12 protein-coding genes are annotated in these 17,256 nt (G+C 73.1%); 10 read left to right on the forward strand and 2 right to left on the reverse strand.

The window, feature by feature from the left end; genetic code table 11:
• Positions 1 to 14 precede the first annotated feature (14 nt).
• On the forward strand, positions 15 to 773 hold the full coding sequence (locus tag ACQPXD_RS16325; protein WP_432839226.1) for a methyltransferase domain-containing protein: 759 nt from the start codon (positions 15 to 17) through the stop codon (positions 771 to 773).
• Here ACQPXD_RS16325 and ACQPXD_RS16330 read toward each other — a convergent pair.
• Entirely contained in the window at positions 736 to 2,091 is a 1,356-nt protein-coding gene (locus ACQPXD_RS16330) for a DHA2 family efflux MFS transporter permease subunit (protein WP_432839228.1), read from the reverse strand. The genes ACQPXD_RS16325 and ACQPXD_RS16330 overlap by 38 nt on opposite strands.
• 118 nt (positions 2,092 to 2,209) lie before the next feature.
• On the opposite strand from ACQPXD_RS16330, the gene ACQPXD_RS16335 reads away from it, so the two are divergent.
• Positions 2,210 to 4,570, forward strand: coding sequence for a ricin-type beta-trefoil lectin domain protein (locus ACQPXD_RS16335; RefSeq protein WP_432839230.1), 2,361 nt, complete (start codon positions 2,210 to 2,212; stop codon positions 4,568 to 4,570).
• 790 nt (positions 4,571 to 5,360) lie between these two features.
• On the opposite strand, the gene ACQPXD_RS16340 is transcribed toward ACQPXD_RS16335, so the two are convergent.
• Complete coding sequence (locus ACQPXD_RS16340; protein WP_432839232.1) at positions 5,361 to 6,137, reverse strand: alpha/beta fold hydrolase; 777 nt, start codon at positions 6,135 to 6,137, stop codon at positions 5,361 to 5,363.
• A 53-nt stretch (positions 6,138 to 6,190) separates the two neighbouring features.
• Between ACQPXD_RS16340 and ACQPXD_RS16345 the strand changes: the two genes are divergently transcribed.
• The 8 genes from ACQPXD_RS16345 (at position 6,191) to ACQPXD_RS16380 (ending at position 17,219) form a co-directional block, all read left to right on the forward strand.
• Entirely contained in the window at positions 6,191 to 6,832 is a 642-nt protein-coding gene (locus ACQPXD_RS16345; protein ID WP_432839234.1) for a TetR/AcrR family transcriptional regulator, read from the forward strand.
• A 72-nt stretch (positions 6,833 to 6,904) separates the two neighbouring features.
• Positions 6,905 to 7,657 (forward strand): ROK family protein, encoded by a 753-nt coding sequence (locus tag ACQPXD_RS16350; RefSeq protein ID WP_432839236.1) that lies wholly within the window; start codon positions 6,905 to 6,907, stop codon positions 7,655 to 7,657.
• A gap of 52 nt (positions 7,658 to 7,709) precedes the next feature.
• On the forward strand, positions 7,710 to 9,746 hold the full coding sequence (locus tag ACQPXD_RS16355) for an alpha/beta fold hydrolase (RefSeq protein WP_432839238.1): 2,037 nt from the start codon (positions 7,710 to 7,712) through the stop codon (positions 9,744 to 9,746).
• Positions 9,747 to 9,748: 2 nt separating this feature from the next.
• The gene (locus ACQPXD_RS16360; protein WP_432839240.1) at positions 9,749 to 10,843 is read left to right on the forward strand and encodes a nucleotide disphospho-sugar-binding domain-containing protein; all 1,095 of its coding nucleotides are present in this window, start codon (positions 9,749 to 9,751) and stop codon (positions 10,841 to 10,843) included.
• A gap of 279 nt (positions 10,844 to 11,122) precedes the next feature.
• Positions 11,123 to 14,686, forward strand: a complete 3,564-nt coding sequence (locus ACQPXD_RS16365) for a choice-of-anchor D domain-containing protein (protein WP_432839241.1) — start codon at positions 11,123 to 11,125, stop codon at positions 14,684 to 14,686.
• A 95-nt stretch (positions 14,687 to 14,781) separates the two neighbouring features.
• A complete protein-coding gene (locus ACQPXD_RS16370) occupies positions 14,782 to 15,978 on the forward strand; it encodes an ROK family protein (protein ID WP_432839243.1) in 1,197 nt (398 codons plus the stop codon).
• A 92-nt stretch (positions 15,979 to 16,070) separates the two neighbouring features.
• The gene (locus ACQPXD_RS16375; RefSeq protein WP_432839245.1) at positions 16,071 to 16,970 is read left to right on the forward strand and encodes a DUF4231 domain-containing protein; all 900 of its coding nucleotides are present in this window, start codon (positions 16,071 to 16,073) and stop codon (positions 16,968 to 16,970) included.
• A gap of 78 nt (positions 16,971 to 17,048) precedes the next feature.
• Positions 17,049 to 17,219, forward strand: a complete 171-nt coding sequence (locus tag ACQPXD_RS16380; protein WP_432839247.1) for a hypothetical protein — start codon at positions 17,049 to 17,051, stop codon at positions 17,217 to 17,219.
• Positions 17,220 to 17,256 lie beyond the last annotated feature (37 nt).

Below are 17,256 nucleotides of genomic sequence, written 5' to 3' on the forward strand. Positions count from 1 at the left end.
ACCTTCACCAAACCGTGGACATTGCCTATCTCGATCGGGCCGCGGCCAGCGACGTGGGGCGGCGCTACAAGGAGCGGTTGCTCGCCGGGCTGCGGCTGCGGGCGGGCGACGCGGTGCTCGACGTCGGCTGCGGGCCGGGGACCGACCTCGCGGCCCTGGCGAATGCGGTCGGGCCCGCGGGGGTGGTCGTCGGGATCGACCGGGATCCGGTCATGGCCGGGCAGGCGCGGCGCCGGAGCACCGCAACGGCGCAGGTCACGGTCATCGGCGGCGATGCGCACGCGCTGCCCCTCGGCGACGGCAGCGTCGATCGGGCGCGGACCGACCGGGTGCTGCAGCATCTGGCCGATCCGGCTCGGGCGGTGGCCGAGTTACGCCGGGTGGTACGCCCCGGTGGCCTGGTCGCGCTGGCCGAGCCGGACTGGGACACGCTCGTCATCGACGACGCCGACATCGCCACCAGCCGGGCGTACACCCGCTTCATCACGACCGCCGTGGTGCGCAACGCGGGCATCGGACGGCGGCTCGCGCGGCTGCTGCACGACGCCGGGTTCGAGGTCGACGCCGTCGACGCCTCGGTCGCCCTGTTCCGCGACTACGCGGCCGCGGACACCATCCTGCAGCTGCCGGCCGTGGCCCGGCGCGGCTGGGAGGCCGGCGCGCTCGACGAGCAGGCCACCCGGGCCTGGCTCGCCCGGCTCTCCGCCGAGCCGTTCCTGGCCGCGCTGACCTTCTTCACCGCGATCGGGCGCGCTCCCGCGGCGCGCGGCTGACCCACGCCCAGGCCACCGCCCCGGCGGCGGCCACGTAGAAGGCCACACAGATCCAGGACGACGCCGCGAAGCCGGTGCCGGCGGCCAGGGTGGCGACCAGCACGGCGGTGCCGATGGCCGAGCCGAACTGGCGGGCCACCTGCAGCACCGCGCTGCCGCCGGCGCTGGCGTCCGGGGGCAGGCCGTGGCCGGCGATCCAGGTGAGGGTCGGCACGGCCAGGCCTCCGCCCGCGCCGGAGACGATCCAGCCGGGCAGGACGGCGTAGGCGAAGTGGTGGCCGTCGGCTGCCGCGAGGGTCGCGGTGATCGTCGCCTGGCCCAGGGCGATGCCGAGGAAGCCGACCGCGGCCAGGGCCGCGGGGCGGACCTTCGGGGCCAGGCGCGCGGCGAGCCGGGCGGCGAGGAACGTCGCGAGCGGGGCCGGGGCCAGGGCGGCGCCGGTGGCGAGCGGCGACCATTGCCACGACCGCTGGAGGAACAGGCTCAGGCCGAGCAGCTGCATGGCCAGGCCGGCCGCGCCCAGCAGCATCGACAGGTTCGCGGCGGCGAACGGCCGGCTCCGGAACAGGGTCCGGTCGAGCACCGGGGCGGCCGATCGGCGGTTCGCCGCGACACAGGCGGTGCCGCAGAGCACGGCGATCAGGCCGGTGCTCAGGGTCTCGGCGCTGGTCCAGCCCCAGTCGGTGGCCTTGGCGACCGCGAGGGACAGGGCCCCGGCGGTACCCATGAGCAGCACCGCCTCCACCGGGTCCGGCACGCGGCCGGCGGGGCGGCGCGGGGGTGACGGCACCCATCTCGCGGCGGCGACGATGGTGGCGATGCCGATCGGGGCGTTGATCAGGAAGATCCAGCGCCAGTCCAGCTGGGTCAGCAGGCCGCCGGCGACCGGGCCGGTCGCGCCGGCCAGGGCGCTGCTGACCGCCCAGGTGCGCACGCTCGACGCACGCCGTTCGGGGGCGGTGGTCGTGAGGACGAGGCTCAGGCTGGCGGGGACCAGGATCGCGGCGCCGGCGGCCTGAAGGCCGCGGGCGGCCACGAGGGTCCACAGCGACGGGCAGAGCGCGCAGGCCACGCTCGCGGCGGTGAACAGGGCGGCGCCGAGCAGGAACAGCCGCTTGCGGCCGAACCGGTCGGCGGCCCGGCCGGCCGGGATGAGCAGCGCGCCGAAGACGATCGCGTAGGCGTTGAGGACCCACGAGACGCCGGTCAGGGAGCCGCCGAGGTCGGCGCCGATGTCCTGCAGGGCGACGTTGACCACGAAGAGGTCCAGGGCGGCCATGAAGTTCGCCAGGCACAGGGCGACGAGGGCGGAGCGCATGATCCGAGGCTGGGGTCTCCCGCCGGGGGAGGGTCAAAACGCGTGGGTACATGTTGAAGTCTGTCGATGCGTGTGGGAATCTGGGCGTGGTTCGTACCACCGCCAGGGAGGACCGCACATGAAACTTCGTCTCGCGGCGTTCGCCGCGCTCTGTCTGGTCGCCGCCCAGCTCGTCGCCGCCGGGCCGGCGGCCGCGGCCACCACCGTCACGATCAACGGCAGCTCGGCCGGGCGCACGTTCGACGGCGTCGGGGCCATCTCCGGGGGCGGTGGCAACAGCCGCCTGCTGTACGACTACCCCGAGCCGCAGCGCAGCCAGATCCTCGACTACCTGTTCAAGCCCGGCTACGGCGCGGCGATGCAGATCCTCAAGGTCGAGGTCGGCGGCGACACCAACTCGACCAGCGGCGCCGAGCCCAGCCACCAGCACACCGCGAGCGACCTCGACTGCAACCGCGGCTACGAGTGGTGGCTGGCCGAGCAGGCGCGCGCCCGCAACCCGCAGCTCAAGCTGTACGCGCTGGCCTGGGGCGCGCCCGGCTGGATCGGTAACGGCAACTTCTGGTCGACCGACATGGTCAACTACTACGTCAGCTTCCTGGACTGCGCGAAGAACAGCCACGGGCTCACGTTCGACTACATCGGCGGCTGGAACGAGCGCGGCTACGACAAGGGCTGGTACGAGCGGCTGAAGTCCACCCTCACCAGCCGCGGCTACGGCAACGTGCAGGTGGTCGCCGACGACACGAGCTTCGACCCGGCCAACGACGTGGTGTCCGACCCGGCGTTCGCGGCGGCCGTGGACGTGCTCGGTTCGCACTACGTCTGCGGGTACCGCGGGTCGCAGACGAACTGCCCGAGCAGTACCAACGCCATCAACAGCGGCAAGAAGGTCTGGGCCAGCGAGAACGGGTCGGACGACTACAACCTCGGCGCCGTCGCGCTCGCCCGGGGCATCAACCGCGGCTACCTCGACGGCAAGATGACCGCGTACATCAACTGGCCGGTCATCGCCGCGATCACGCCGAACATCCCGTTCCCGACGATGGGCGTCGCGCTCGCCGCGCAGCCGTGGTCGGGCAGCTACTCGATCGGCAAGAACGCCTGGGTCATGGCGCACACGACGCAGTTCACCGCGCCCGGCTGGCGGTACCTCGACGGCGCCTCCGGCTACCTCGGCGGCAACCGCGCCAACGGCAGCTACGTCACGCTGCGCGACCCGAGCAGCGGCAACTACAGCGTCGTCGTCGAGACCCTCGACGCGACCGCCGCGCAGACGTTCACCGCGACCGTCACCGGCGGGCTGTCCACCGGCCCGGTGCACGTCTGGTCGTCGCTGCTGAGCTCGAACAACGGCGCCGACCTCTTCACGCACACCGCCGACGTCACCCCGTCCGGCGGTGCCTACACGCTCACCCTGCAGCCCGGCCGCGTCTACACGCTGAGCACCACGACCGGGCAGGGCAAGGGCACCGCCACGTCACCGGCGGCCGGGAGCCTGGCGCTGCCGTACTCCGACGACTTCAACGGCTACGCGATCGGGCGTGAGGCGAAGTACCTCGCGGACATGCAGGGCGCCTTCGAGATCGCGCAATGCGGCGGCACGCGATGCGTCCGCCAGATGTCGCCGCGCGCCCCGATCACCTGGGACGATCTCAGCGACCCCTACGCCCTGCTCGGCGACCTCGGCTGGAGCAACTACAAGGTCGCCACCGACGTGCTGCTCGAGCAGGCCGGCTACGCCGAGGTGATCGGCCGGGCGGGCACCCAGCACGCCTTCGGCCCGGCCGGGCTCAACGCCTACTACCTGCGCCTGTCCAACACGGGGGCGTGGACGCTGCTGCGCAACGACGTCAACAACGCCAATACGGTACTGCGCAGTGGCACCGTGGCCGCGCCGGGCACCGGGACCTGGCACAACCTGGCCCTGACCTTCTCCGGCAGCAACCTCACCGCCCAGATCGACGGCGCCACGGTCGCCACGCTGACCGACACGGTGTGGAGCACCGGGCAGGTCGGCATCGGCACCTCCCAGGGCGAGACCGCCCAGTTCGACAACCTGTCGGTGACCCCGGTCGCCGGCCCGCCCCCGCCGGTCTCGGGCCCGCTCGTCGGCGTCCAGTCGGGCCGCTGCCTCGACGTGCCCAACGTGTCGCAGACCAACGGCACGCAGGTGGAGATCTGGGACTGCAACGGCGGCGGCAACCAGCAGTGGACCCAGCTGTCCGGCGGCGCCCTGCGGGTGTACACGAACAAGTGCCTGGACGTGCTCAACAACGCCACGTCGCCCGGCTCGGCGGTCGCGATCTGGGACTGCAACGGCGGCGCGAACCAGCAGTGGACGGTCAACCCCGACGGCACCATCGTGGGCGTCCAGTCCGGCCTCTGCCTGGACGTGACCGGCCAGGGCACGGCCAACGGCACGCTGGTCGAGATCTGGACCTGCAACGGCGGCGCCAACCAGCACTGGACCCGCTGACCCAGGCCCGCGCCGGGCGGCCGTCCACTATGGACGCCCGCCCGGCGCCTGCCCGGTCGCGGTGCCAAGAGCGAAACGAAAAGTCGGGCACTCCGTGCCACGACTTTTCGGACTTATACCCCGACAGGTGGAATATCCGTATAAGTCGGCGTTCGGCAGGCACTAAGTCTCCGTGATCATGCGACGGGCGCCGCCGACACCACCGGTTTTTCGTGATCGTGGAGACTTACGGTACCCACGGGTACATCAGGTCTCCGCGATCACGAAAAAGCCGGCGAACGGCGACGAGTCCCGCATGATCGCGGAAAGTTGTGGTCGCGAGCGGGTGCGACACCGCGGCGCCCGGCGCCGGGCATGCGCCGGCCCCTGTCCTTGGGCTCGTGCGTCGCGGCGAAGATCCGCCGCGCCGACGCGCGGCATCCGGTGAAACGGATATATCCGCCGTCAGGGTATAAATCCGATCCCGGAACTCGACGAGATGCAGGTCCAACTCCGCATGGTGTTCTAGCCCGCCCCCGCCCGCCGCGCCACGGCAACCCTGCCACGAGCCGGCGCCCCGGCGCGGCAGCACTCGTCGACCGGGCCGGCCCGCACCAACGCAAACACTCCGTGATCATGAGCTCCGAGCTCGTGACGCCCGCGTTTTCCATGATCGTGGAACCTTTATGTACACATGGGTACCAAATGTCTCCTCGATCATGGAAAAGCGATGGTGTCGAGCGGGCGTGGGCATGATCGCGGAGAGAAAGCGCCAAATGCGCCACCGCTCCACTCCCGGCCGGCCCGGGGTTCAGTGCGGGGACGGCACGGGGGAGCCGGTGAGGAAGTCGGCCAGCAGGTTGGCCAGGCGGGGACGGGCGATGCACGGCGCGTTGTGCGACGAGCGCGGCACCACCGCGGCGCGGGCGTTGGGCATCGCGGCGGCGAGGGCCTCGTTCATCGGGCGGTAATACGGCTGGCTCTGCGCGCCGCTGAGGAACAGGCCCCGGGCCGTCACGCCCGCGTAGTCCGACGAGGGGCCCGAGTGGGCTCCGACCTCCTCGACCTCCACGATCGTGGTCGGCAGCAGCGGGCCCATGGTCCTGCCGATCGGGGTGGCCAGGAACGCCTTGCCCATCGCCCGCAGCGCCCACAGCGGCCAGCGGGACGCGGCGCCGCCGGTCTGGTTGCCGCGGCTCATCTCCGCCAGGGCCAGGGGGAGGTCGCCGGCCTCGATCGCGGCGCGCATGCGGGGCACGAAGGCGGTCGGGAAGAGGCCGTCGACGTTCACGGTGCCGTCGTACATCGAGACACTGTCGAGGTCGAGCTCCAGCGCGGCGCGCATGACCACGAGCCCGCCGTAGCTGTGGCCGAAGACGTTGCGGGCGCCGGTGCGCTCCAGGACCGCGGCCAGGTCGGCGATCTCGTCGTCGACCGTGTAGCCCGGGGCCTTCGGGCCCGCGTCGGCCCGGCCGCGGCGGTTGTACAGGTGCACCGTGACCCGGCCGGCCAGGGCCCGCACGAGCCGCTCGTACATGTCCGCGGTGACGCCGCCGCCGTGCACCACCACCAGATCCTCGGCCGCCATGGCCATCCCCTCCCATAAAACAGCTAACGATGTTCGCAGTTTACAGTATAGGGGTGGCCGACAGCCAGTCGATATTCCAGCGGGCGGAGCGGGGGAGCCGGGGGCCCGTGCCGTCGCACAGCCGGGACGAGATCGTGGCCGCGGCGGTGGCCATCGCCGACGCCGATGGGCTCGCCGCCGTGTCGATGCGCGCGGTCGCGGGGCGGCTCGGCACCGCCGCCGGTTCGCTGTACCGCTACCTCTCCTCCCGCGACGACCTGCTCGACCTCATGGCCGACGCGGTGGTCGGCGCGCTGCGGCCGTTCCCGGAGGCCGCGGACCCGTTCGACGCGCTGGCCGGCCTCGCCCGGGCCCAGCTCGCCGTCTACCGGCGCCACCCGTGGCTGGTGGAGACGATCCAGCGCACCTCCGGGCTCGGGCCCAACAGCCTGGCCTACTTCGACCACTGCCTCGGCGTCCTGGAGCCGCTCGACCGGCCGGTCGCGCGCAAGTTCGAGGCGATCGCGATGCTCACCGGCGTGGTGACGCTGTTCGCGCGGCCCCAGCCGGAAGGCGTGTCGTTCGCCGGCATCGACATGACGCGGTACCCCAACCTGACCGCCGCCTTCGCGGCCGCCGGACCGCCCGCGCCCGAGACCGGGCCGGACCTGTTCGAGCGGACCGTTCGCAGCCTGCTGTCGGGGCTGCTCGGCTGACGGCCGTGATCAACGCGGCGTTTTTGCCGGTCGGTGCGGTGGATCCGGGCCGCGTGGCGCACAATCCTGCGGGTGGTGAACACGCTGACCATCGACTGTGGCGGCGGCGGGCTCAAGGCGGCCGTCGTCGACGACTCCGACGCGCTGGTCGGCGGCCCGCTGCGCATCCCGACGCCGTATCCGTTCCCGCCCGAGCGGTTCATCCGCTCCCTGCTGCGCATCGCGGCGCAGCTCCCCGAGGCCGACCGGGCCACCGTCGGCCTGCCCGGCATGATCCGGCACGGGGTGGTCGTCGCCACCCCGCACTACGTCACCAAGGCCGGCCCGCACACCGAGATCGACCCGAAGCTCTACGCCGCGTGGACCGGCTACGACGCCCGGGCCGCGCTCAACCTCGCCTTCGGCCGGCCGGTGCTCGTGCTCAACGACGCCGAGGTGCACGGCGCCAGCCTGGTCGTCGGCACCGGCCTCGAGGTGGTGCTCACGCTGGGCACCGGCCTGGGCAACGCGATCTTCGACGACGGGGTGCTCGCCCCGCACCTGGAGCTGTCCCACGCGCCCATCCGCCGCAAGCGCACCTACGACACGTACATCGGCGAGATCCAGCGCCGCGAGGTCGGCAATGCCCGCTGGTCGCGGCGCGTGCGCCGGGTGGTCGACGGGCTGCGGCCGGTGATCCGCTGGAACCGGCTCTACATCGGCGGCGGCAACTCCGCGCTCATCGACGCGCCCACGCTGGAGCGGCTGGGCACCGACGTCACGATCGTGCCCAACACCGCCGGCGTGCTGGGCGGATCCCGCGCCTGGAAGCTGATGGGCGCCTGACACGCCGTACAAAATCATCAAAAATCCCGAAAAATCGGACTAACCTGGCCGCGTGCTCACGCTCAGCGACGCGGCAGCGGAACTCGTGCTGGAAACGGCCGCCGGCCCGGTAGCGGCGCTCCGCGCGGCGCCCCGGGAAGCGCACACCACCGTCGTCCTGTGCGCCGGGATCGTGGGCTCCAAGGAGGACTTCCTGCCGCTGCTGCCGGCACTGTCCGAAGCCGGCTACGAAGCGTACGCATACGACTACCGCGGCCACTACGGCGAGCTCGACGGGGAGTCACCCGATCGCCACACGATCGAACGGCACGCGGCAGACCTGGCCGCGGTGCTGGAGCACACCGGCGGAGGCGGGCCGGTACACCTGGTCGGGCACTCCTACGGCGGCTTCGTCGCCCGCGCCGCCGCCCTGGCCCGCCCCGAGCTCGTCCTGTCGGTCGCGCTGATCGGCGCCGGGCCCGGCATGGACGGCGCCCGCCACCGCAAGCTGCTGTCCGGCTTCGACGCCACCCTCGCCCTGCAAGGCTCCGCGGTGATGTGGCCGGTCGTGCGCCGCCTGGTGCCGGAGCGGGACGTGGCGCGCCGCGAGTTCTGGCGGCGGCGGCTGTCCGGGATGCGGCTGGCCTTCCTGCACGGCGCCCTGCGCTCGCTCACCGCGGAGCCCGACCGGGGCGCCGACCTGCGCGCCACCCGCCTGCCGGTGCTGCTCATGCACGGCCACCGCGACCAGCGGCTGTGGTCGGCCCGCGACTTCGCCGACTACGCCGAGCGGCTCGGCGCCCGGCTGGAGGTCATCCCGGACGCCTCGCACAGCCCCAACCTGGAGCAGCCGGCGCTCACCGCCGCCGCCCTGCTGCGCTTCTGGCGCGGCGCCGAGCACCGCCGGGCCGAGCGGCTCTTCCTCGACCTGGTGCGGCCGCGGGCGCTCGCCGACCCCTACGAGACCTACCGCACGCTGCGCGAACGGACCCCGGTGCTGCGCGTCGACCTGCCCGGCAAGGCGGCCGCGGTGGTGCTGAGCCGGCACGCCGACGTGGCCCGGCTGCTGCAGGAGCCGAGCTTCCAAAGCCCCGGGGAAAACCCGGCGCTGCTCACCCCGAACTGGCGCGACGTGCGGCTCATCCGCTGCCTGTACCAGTCGTTCGGCTGGCGCGAGGGCACCGTCCACAGCGAGCTGCGCACCGCGCTGGCCCGCAGGCTGGTCCCGCGCCGGGCGGAGGAGCTGCGCGACGAGACCGCGGCGACGGCGGAGGAGTGCCTGGACCGCCTCGGCGCCCGGCTGGCCGCCGAGGGCACCGTGAACCTCGCCGAGGCCCTCGCGGTGCCGTTCGCCGCGCTGGTGCTCGGCCGGCTGCTGGAGCTGCCCGACGCCGAGGCGCTGCGACTGGGCGAGGCGGCGCGGGCGGCGTCGGCCGCCTTCGAGCCGTTCATGACGCCCCGCCAGCGGCTGGAGATGGCCGGGGCCGGCGAGGAGATCATCGACGCGCTCGAGGCGCTGGCCGCCGACCGGCCGTCCGGTCTCCTCGGCGTGGTACGCCAGCTGCGCCCCGACGCCGGCGAGCAGTACCTGGGCGACCTGGCCCTGCTCTTCGGCGCCGGCTACGACTCGCCGGCGAGCCTGGTGACCCTCGGCGCGCGGCTGCTGCTGGCGCACCCGGACCAGGCGGCGCTGGTGCGCGACGACGCGACCGCGGAGCGGGCCGTCGAGGAGATCCTGCGGGTCGAGCCGCCGGTGCAGATCGCGGTGCGCATCGCCACGGCCGCGGCCCGCTTCGGCGACGTCGAGGTGGTGCCCGGCATGGCGGTGCTCGGGCTGGTCGGCGCGGCCAACCGCGACCCGGCCTTCGTGCCCGACCCGGACCGCTTCGACGTGCTGCGCCGCCCGCCCCGCCCGGCGCTGAGCTTCGGCGCCGGCCGGCACTACTGCCCGGGCGCGGCGCTGGCCCGCATGCACGCCCAGGTGCTCTTTCCCCGCCTGCTGCGCCGGTTCCCGGGGCTGCGCACCGCCGGCCCGGCCCGCTACCGGGCCCCCGGCACGATGCTGCGCGGCATCGAGGACCTGCCCGTGACGCTTGAAGGAGGCCGCTGACCGTGCGGGTGCTGTTCACCATGAACCCGGCCCCCGGGCACCTGTTCTCGATGGTGCCGCTGGCCTGGGCCCTGCACCTGCGCGGCGACCAGGTGCTCGTCGCCGTGCCGAGGCCGCTGCACCAGCAGGTCCGCCGGGCCGGGCTGACCGCGGCGGTGGTCGGCGGCGACGCGTCGTTCTTCGAGCTGTGGCCGGCCGGGCTCGACCTCGGCGGCAACGAGGAGCTCGACCTCGACGTGTTCGTGGCCATCGCCGAACGCACCCGCGACGACGTCGGCGCGCTGGTCCGCGCGTGGCGGCCGGACCTGGTGGTGACCGAGCCGGTGGAGTACGCGGGCCCGCTCGCCGCCACCCGGGCCGGCATCCCGTGGGTGCTGCAGCACTGGGGCCTGCCCGTCCCCGAGCCGATCCACCGGGCCGCGCTGGGCCGGGTGGAGGGGCGGCTGCGGCGGTTGTACGGCGGGACCGAGGTCGACCCGCCGGCCCTGACGGTCGACACCTGCCCGCCGAGCCTGGGCGCCGTGCCGGGCGGGACGCCGATGCGGTACGTGCCGTACAACGCCGCCTGCACCGTCCCCGACTGGCTGCTGACGCCCCCGCCCCGGCCGCGGGTGTGCGTGTCGATGGGCACCGTGCCGATCCCGGAGGGCGTCGACGGCCTCGCCGCCGCCCTGCGGGGCCTGAGCGAGCTGGACGTCGAGGTGGTCGTCTCGGGTGCGGGGGTACACGATGTGCCGGACCTCCCCGCGAACGCCCGCCGGATCGGCTGGATCCCGCACAACCAGGTGCTGCCGACCTGCGCGCTGTTCGTCCACCACGGGGGCTCGGGCAGCTCCATGGCGGCCCTGACCATCGGCCGCCCGCAACTGCTCATGCCGCAGATGTGCGACCAGTTCGCGATCGCCGACCGGCTCACCGCCGCCGGCGCCGCCCGCAGCGTGCCGTTCCGCGGGCGCGGCGCCGAAACGGTCCGCGCCGAGGCGGCCAAGCTGCTCGGCGACGACGGCTACGCCGCCCGCGCCGCCGCCCTGGCCGCCGAGATCGCCGCGATGCCGTCCCCGCTCGCCGTCGCCGACCGCCTTGCCGCCCTGACCTAGGCGAACGCGGCGCCGTCATGCTCTTGCGGCGCACGGTAAGAATCCAACAACGATGTGTCCCGATATTGCGCTCCCGTGTGGGCCGGGTTACGGTCCCTGGTGCACCGCCAAACCGCCGACCGGTGTACCGCCCGAACGGCCGACCCCAACCCGGCCGCCCCCAACCCCCGCCGTGCCGACCCCTCCACACCGACGCCAACGGACCGACGGCCACCGATCCCGCCAACCGGGGCCGCCGGGCGATGGGTCGTACGCCCGGCTCGTCGAAAGTGAGCGACCATGCTCCGGCTCATCCGAACCAAGCGACCGAGGGCGCGCACCGCCGCCCTCGTCGGCGCCGCGACGCTGGCCGCGGCCGGCGTGGCCGTCGCCGTGGCGACCCCGGCCCTGGCGGCCGCGACCGGCGGCGTCGGCGCGACCCTGCCCTACGTCGAGGTGCAGGCCGAGAACGCCTCGACCAACGGCACGATCATCGGGCCCAGCGCGGCGTACAACACGCTGCCCGCCGAGGCGTCCTACCGCAAGGCCGTGACCCTGCAGGGCAGCGGCAAGTACGTCGAGTTCACCACCCCGGTGACGACGAACTCGATCGTGTTCCGCTACAGCATCCCGGACACCGGCAGCGGCTCGGTGTACACGGCGCCGCTGTCGCTCTACATCAACGGCACCCGCAGCACGAACTTCACCCTGACCAACGCCTACAGCTGGTACTACGGCGGCTACCCGTTCACCAACACGCCGGGCAGCAACGCCCACCACTTCTACGACGAGGTCAACCGGCTGTTCCCGACCACCTACCCGGCCGGTACCACGTTCCGGCTGCAGGTGGACTCGGACTCGACCGCGTCGTCGTACACGATCGACTTCGCCGACTTCGAGAACGTCGGCCCGGCCCTGGCTCAGCCGGCCGGATCGGTGTCGATCACCAGCAAGGGCGCGGACCCGACCGGCGTGCAGGACTCCACGTCGGCGATGAACCAGGCCATCGCGTCGGCCGGAGCGGGCGGCACCGTCTGGATTCCCGAGGGTACCTTCAAGATCCTCGGCCACATCGCGGTCAACAACGTCACCATCAAGGGCGCCGGCATGTGGCGCTCGCGCACGACCGGCGACCGCATCGGCTTCTACGGCAACTCCGCGCCGACGCCGAGCACCAACGTGCACCTGTCCGACTTCGCCATCTTCGGCAACGTCCAGGAGCGCGTCGACGACGACCAGGTCAACGGCATCGGCGGCGCCCTGAGCAACTCCACCGTGGACCGGGTCTGGATCGAGCACACCAAGGTCGGCGCCTGGCTCGACGGGCCGTTCGACAACCTGGTGCTCAACCAGATGCGGCTGCGCGACTACACCGCCGACGGCGTGAACTTCCACAACGGCGTCACGAACTCGAAGGTGACCAACAGCGACGTCCGCAACGCCGGTGACGACGGGCTGGCCATGTGGGCGGAGCACAACGCCGACACGAACAACTCCTTCGACCACAACACCGTGCAGCTGCCCATCCTGGCCAACGGCATCGCGGTCTACGGCGGGCACGACAACTTCGTGACCGACAACCGGGTCATCGACGCCGGCCTGTCCCAGGGCGGCGGCATCCACGTCGCGCAGCGGTTCACCTCGACCCCGCTGGGCCGCACCGACGTGCTGCGCAACACGATCATCCGCTCCGGCAGCCTCGACCCCAACTGGAACTTCGGGGTCGGCGCGCTGTGGTTCGACGCCCGCGACGCGGCCATGAGCGGGCTGGTCAACGTCGACAACATCCTGATCCAGCAGAGCCCGTTCGAGGCGATCCACTTCGTCTCGGGCTCGAGCATCACGAACGTGCAGATCAACAACGCGACGATCCAGAACACCGGCACCTGGGTCGTCCAGGAGCAGGTCGGCGGGTCCGCGAAGATCAGCAACTCGACGGCGACCGGCACGCAGGCCCCGGCCGCGATCTACAACTGCGGCGTCGGGTTCACCCTCACCGACGGCGGCGGCAACAGCGGGATCAGCGGTACCGCCTGCCAGAACATCACCAACCCGGCGTTCCCGCCGTACCTGCCGGACAACGGCTCCAGCATCAGCGTCAGCCCGAGCGCACTGGGCTTCGGTTCCGTCGTCACCGGCTCGACCAGCGCGGCGCAGACCGTCACGGTCACCAACTCCGGCACCGGCGCGGCCTCGGTCGGCACGATCGCCGTCGCCGGCGACTTCGCGCAGACCAACACCTGCGGCACCAGCATCGCCGCCGGCGCGTCCTGCACGGTCAGCGTCACGTTCCGGCCGACCGCGAACGGCTCCCGTACCGGCAACCTCACGATCACCGCCTCCGGGATCACCAACACCGTGCCCCTGTCGGGCACCGGCGTGGCCCCCGGCCCGATCGTGAACGCCAACCCGGGCAGCCTGAGCTTCGGGGGTACCGTCGTCGGCTCTTCGGCGGCGGCGCAGACCGTGACCCTGACGAACTCCGGGACCACCGGGGCGGCCGTCTCCGGCATCGCGGCATCGGGTGACTTCACCCAGACGAACACGTGCGGCAGCAGCATCGCCGCCGGCGCCTCCTGCACGGTGAGCGTCACGTTCCGGCCGACCGCCTCCGGCACCCGCACCGGGTCGCTGACCGTCACCAGCAACGCCAACAACAGCCCGGCGGTCGTCGGCCTGTCCGGCAGCGGCATCGGTACCGACACCAACATCGCGCTGAACAAGCCGGTCACCGCCAGCAGCCAGGTCAACGCCACGCAGGCGCCGGCCACCGCCACCGACGGCAACGCCGCCACCTACTGGGAGAGCGCCAACAACGCCTTCCCGCAGTGGGTCCAGGTCGACCTGGGCGCGGTGACCAGCATCGGCAAGGTCACGCTGAAGCTCCCGCCGGACACCGCGTGGGCCACCCGCACGCAGACGCTGTCCGTGCTGGGCAGCACCGACGGCAGCAACTTCAGCACGCTGTCGGCGTCGGCGGGCCGCACCTTCGACCCGGCCACCGGCAACACCGTGGCGATCACCGTGCCGGCCACCGGCGTGCGGTACGTGCGGATCAACATCACGGCGAACACCGGCTGGCCGGCCGGCCAGGTCGCCGAGCTCGAGGTGTACCCGAGCGGCGGCGGCACCACCAACGCGCCGGTGCTCAGCGCGAGCCCGTCCGCGCTCACCTTCGCCTCGCAGGCGCTGAACACCACCAGCGCGTCACAGGCGGTGACGATCACCAACACGGGTACGGCGGCGGCGACGGTCTCCGCGGTCAGCACCTCGGGCGACTTCAGCCAGACCAACACCTGCGGCTCGATCGCCGTCGGCGGGTCCTGCGCGGTCAACGTGAGCTTCCGGCCCACCGCGAGCGGCACCCGCACCGGCGCGCTGACCCTGACCAGCAACGCCAACAACAGCCCGACCACGGTCGCGCTGAGCGGCACCGGCGCGGGCGGCACGGCGACCAACCTGGCCGCCGGCAAGCCGACCGCGGAGTCGAGCCACACCCAGACGTACGCTTCGGGCAACGTGACCGACGCCGACCAGAACACCTACTGGGAGAGCGCCAACAACGCGTTCCCGCAGTGGGTGCAGGTCGACCTCGGCTCGGCGCAGAGCGCGTCGCGGATCGTGCTGCAGCTGCCGGCCAGCTGGGGCCAGCGCGTCCAGCACATCCAGGTCCAGGGCAGCACCAACGGCAGCACCTTCACCGAGGTCAAGGCCGCGGCCGACTACACGTTCGCGCCCGGCTCCGCCAACACCGTCACCATCACGTTCGGCGCGACCAGCCAGCGGTACTTCCGGCTGAACATCTCGTCGAACACCGGCTGGCCGGCCGGCCAGATCTCCGGCTTCCAGGTCTGGAACAGCTAGTGGGGTGGCCCCCTGCCCGCGCGGACACCCCGCGCGGGCAGGGGGTTCGGTAAGTACTTGACTGAACTGCCGCCTTGGCAGCAGGATTACGCGCCGTGGCGGCGCAGCAGACGCATCCCCGCGACCTGTGGCGCCGCGATCTGGGCGGGACCGCCCGGCGGATCGCCGAGACGCTGCGCCTGTACGGCCCCCGCACGCGGGCCGAGCTCGTCACCCTCAGTGGCCTGTCCCGCCCGACCGTCTCCGCCGCGCTCACCGACCTCGGCGCGGCCGGGCTGATCAGCGAGCGCACCGGCGCCGCCGCCCGCCCGGTCGGCGGCCGCCCCGCCTCCGTCGTGCAGCTGACCCGCCGGGCCGGTATCGCCGTCGGCGCCGACATCGGCCGCCGCCACGTCCGGGTCGCCGTCGCCGACCTCGGCCACGCCGTCATCGCCGAGCGCGCCGCCCGCACCGACTTCGACATCGACGACCGCCCGCTGGACGCCATGGAGCTCGCCGTCGGGCTCGTCGACGCGGCCCTGTCCGACATCGGCGCCGGCCGCGACGAGGTCGTCGGCGTCGGCCTTGGCGTGCCCGCCCCGATCACCCGCGACTGGCGGATCGGCTCCCCGCCCATGCTGCCCGGCTGGGCCGACCTGCAACCGGCCGGCGAGCTCACCGCCCGGCTCGGCCTGCCGGTGCGGGTGGACAACGACGCCAACCTGGCCGCGCTGGGGGAGTACGTCTGGGGCGCCGGCCGCGGCTGCACCGACCTCGTCTACGTCAAGCTCGCCACCGGCATCGGCGCCGGCATCGTGCTCGACGGCCGGCTGTACCGCGGCGCCGCCGGCACCGCCGGCGAGCTCGGCCACGTGACCCTCGACGCCCGCGGCGCGGTCTGCCGGTGCGGCAACCGCGGCTGCCTCGAGCTCGTCGCCGGCGGCCGCGCCCTGCTCGCCCACGCCCGCCAGACCCACCCCGAGCTGCACGACCTCGGCGGCCTGGTCGAATACGCACACGCCGGCGACCCCGGCTGCCGGCGGCTCATCATCGACGCCGGCACCCAGCTCGGCTACGCCCTGGGCAACCTGGTCAACCTCATCAACCCCCAGCGGGTCCTGCTCGGCGACGAGCTCGGCGCCGCCACCGACCTGCTGCGCGAGCCCCTGCAGCGCGGCCTGGCCGAGACCGCCCTGGCCGCGGCCGCCGAGGCGGTGGAGGTGGTGCAGAGCGCCCTGTCCCGGCGCGCCGCCGCCCTGGGCGCGGTCGCCCTGGCCCTGGGCATCGACACCGTGCCGTTCGCCGCGGCCTGAGGCACACCGGCCGCGGCATCGCCCCGGCGGGGGCGAATCGGGCGCGCGGCGAGCGCGGCTCGCGGCGCCGGGATGGGCCTATGATGCCGGGCGTGCAGGATTCCGGGGCCCGGGTGGGCGTGACCTACGTGTGGGAACAGCAGAACGTCTGGTCACAGGCCGCGGCCGCGGCCAAGCGCGGGGTCGTGTTCGCCCGCCGGGCGCTGGGCGGGCTCACGGCCGTCGCGGCGGTGCTCGGTGCGGCCACGGCGCAGGTCGGCTCCGCTCACCGGCACGTGGCGCAGGGTCTGGCCGTCGGTGCGGCGGTGGCGCTCGCGCTCGTGCCCCTCGCCGCGCAGGGCGGAAGCCGGCGGCGCATCCAGGCCTGGACCAGGCTCCGGTCGGTGTCCGAGGCGCTCAAGGCCGAGACATACCGCTACCTGGCCGCGGTGGCGCCCTACAACACGGCCGACCGGGATCGCGAACTGCTCGACCGGCACCGGCAGTGCACCGACGACGCCGACGATCTGACCGGGCACACCGCCGGGCTGGAGCCGCGGGATCGACCGCTGCCGGAGATCCACGACGTCGACACATATGTCCGGGACCGGCTCGAGGCGCAGGTCGAGCAGTACTACCGGCCGCAGGCGCGCCGCATGGCCCGCTACGGCATCCGCGTGCGCGTCGGCGCCACCGCCCTGACCGTCGCCGGGGCGGTGCTCTCGGCCGCGATAGCCGTCCTCGGCGACCCGGCGGGCGTGGTGGTGTGGATCGGCGTGGCGACCACCGCCACGACCGCCGTGACCGGCTACGGCGCCGCCCAGCAGTACGAGGAGCAGCGGCTGGAGTACGCCCGGACCGCGGAACATCTCGAGTGGCTGCGGACCGTTCAGTCGACGCCCGACGCGTTCGGCGACGCCGCGTTCGTCGCCGAGGTCGAGCGGATCATCTCACTGTCCAACGACGGCTGGATGGCCAAGATGGTGAAAGAAGACGGCGCAACGTACCGGTGACACGACGCCGCGTGTTTCTTATGCTTATCGAGGGCCGTCACACGCGGACGGCCTTCGAGTCCTATTGGGGGGACGCACGTGCAAGACAACGCGAACAGCTCGGTCCTGCTCGACGAGATCCACCTGACGCCGCTCGACGAGATCAACCCCGTGGCGGCCGACAACCTCGTCCGGTTCAACGACTGCAAGACGGACGACGACGCGGCGGCCGCGGTCCCGGTTGCGCGCTTCGGTTCGGCGACGGTCTGACCTGGATTCCTCGGCGTGCCGCCGCCCGCCCGCGACG

Origin of the sequence: Dactylosporangium sp. CA-092794 (assembly GCF_050948465.1) — a bacterium.
Lineage (GTDB): Bacteria > Actinomycetota > Actinomycetes > Mycobacteriales > Micromonosporaceae > Dactylosporangium.

Excerpts from the sequence above, each read along its gene's own strand:
- ACQPXD_RS16335 (WP_432839230.1), top strand. The coding sequence starts at position 2,210 with ATGAAACTTCGTCTCGCGGCGTTCGCCGCGCTCTGTCTGGTCGCCGCC.
- ACQPXD_RS16340 (WP_432839232.1), bottom strand. The coding sequence starts at position 6,137 with ATGGCGGCCGAGGATCTGGTGGTGGTGCACGGCGGCGGCGTCACCGCG.
- ACQPXD_RS16330 (WP_432839228.1), bottom strand. The coding sequence starts at position 2,091 with ATGCGCTCCGCCCTCGTCGCCCTGTGCCTGGCGAACTTCATGGCCGCC.
- ACQPXD_RS16365 (WP_432839241.1), top strand. The coding sequence starts at position 11,123 with ATGCTCCGGCTCATCCGAACCAAGCGACCGAGGGCGCGCACCGCCGCC.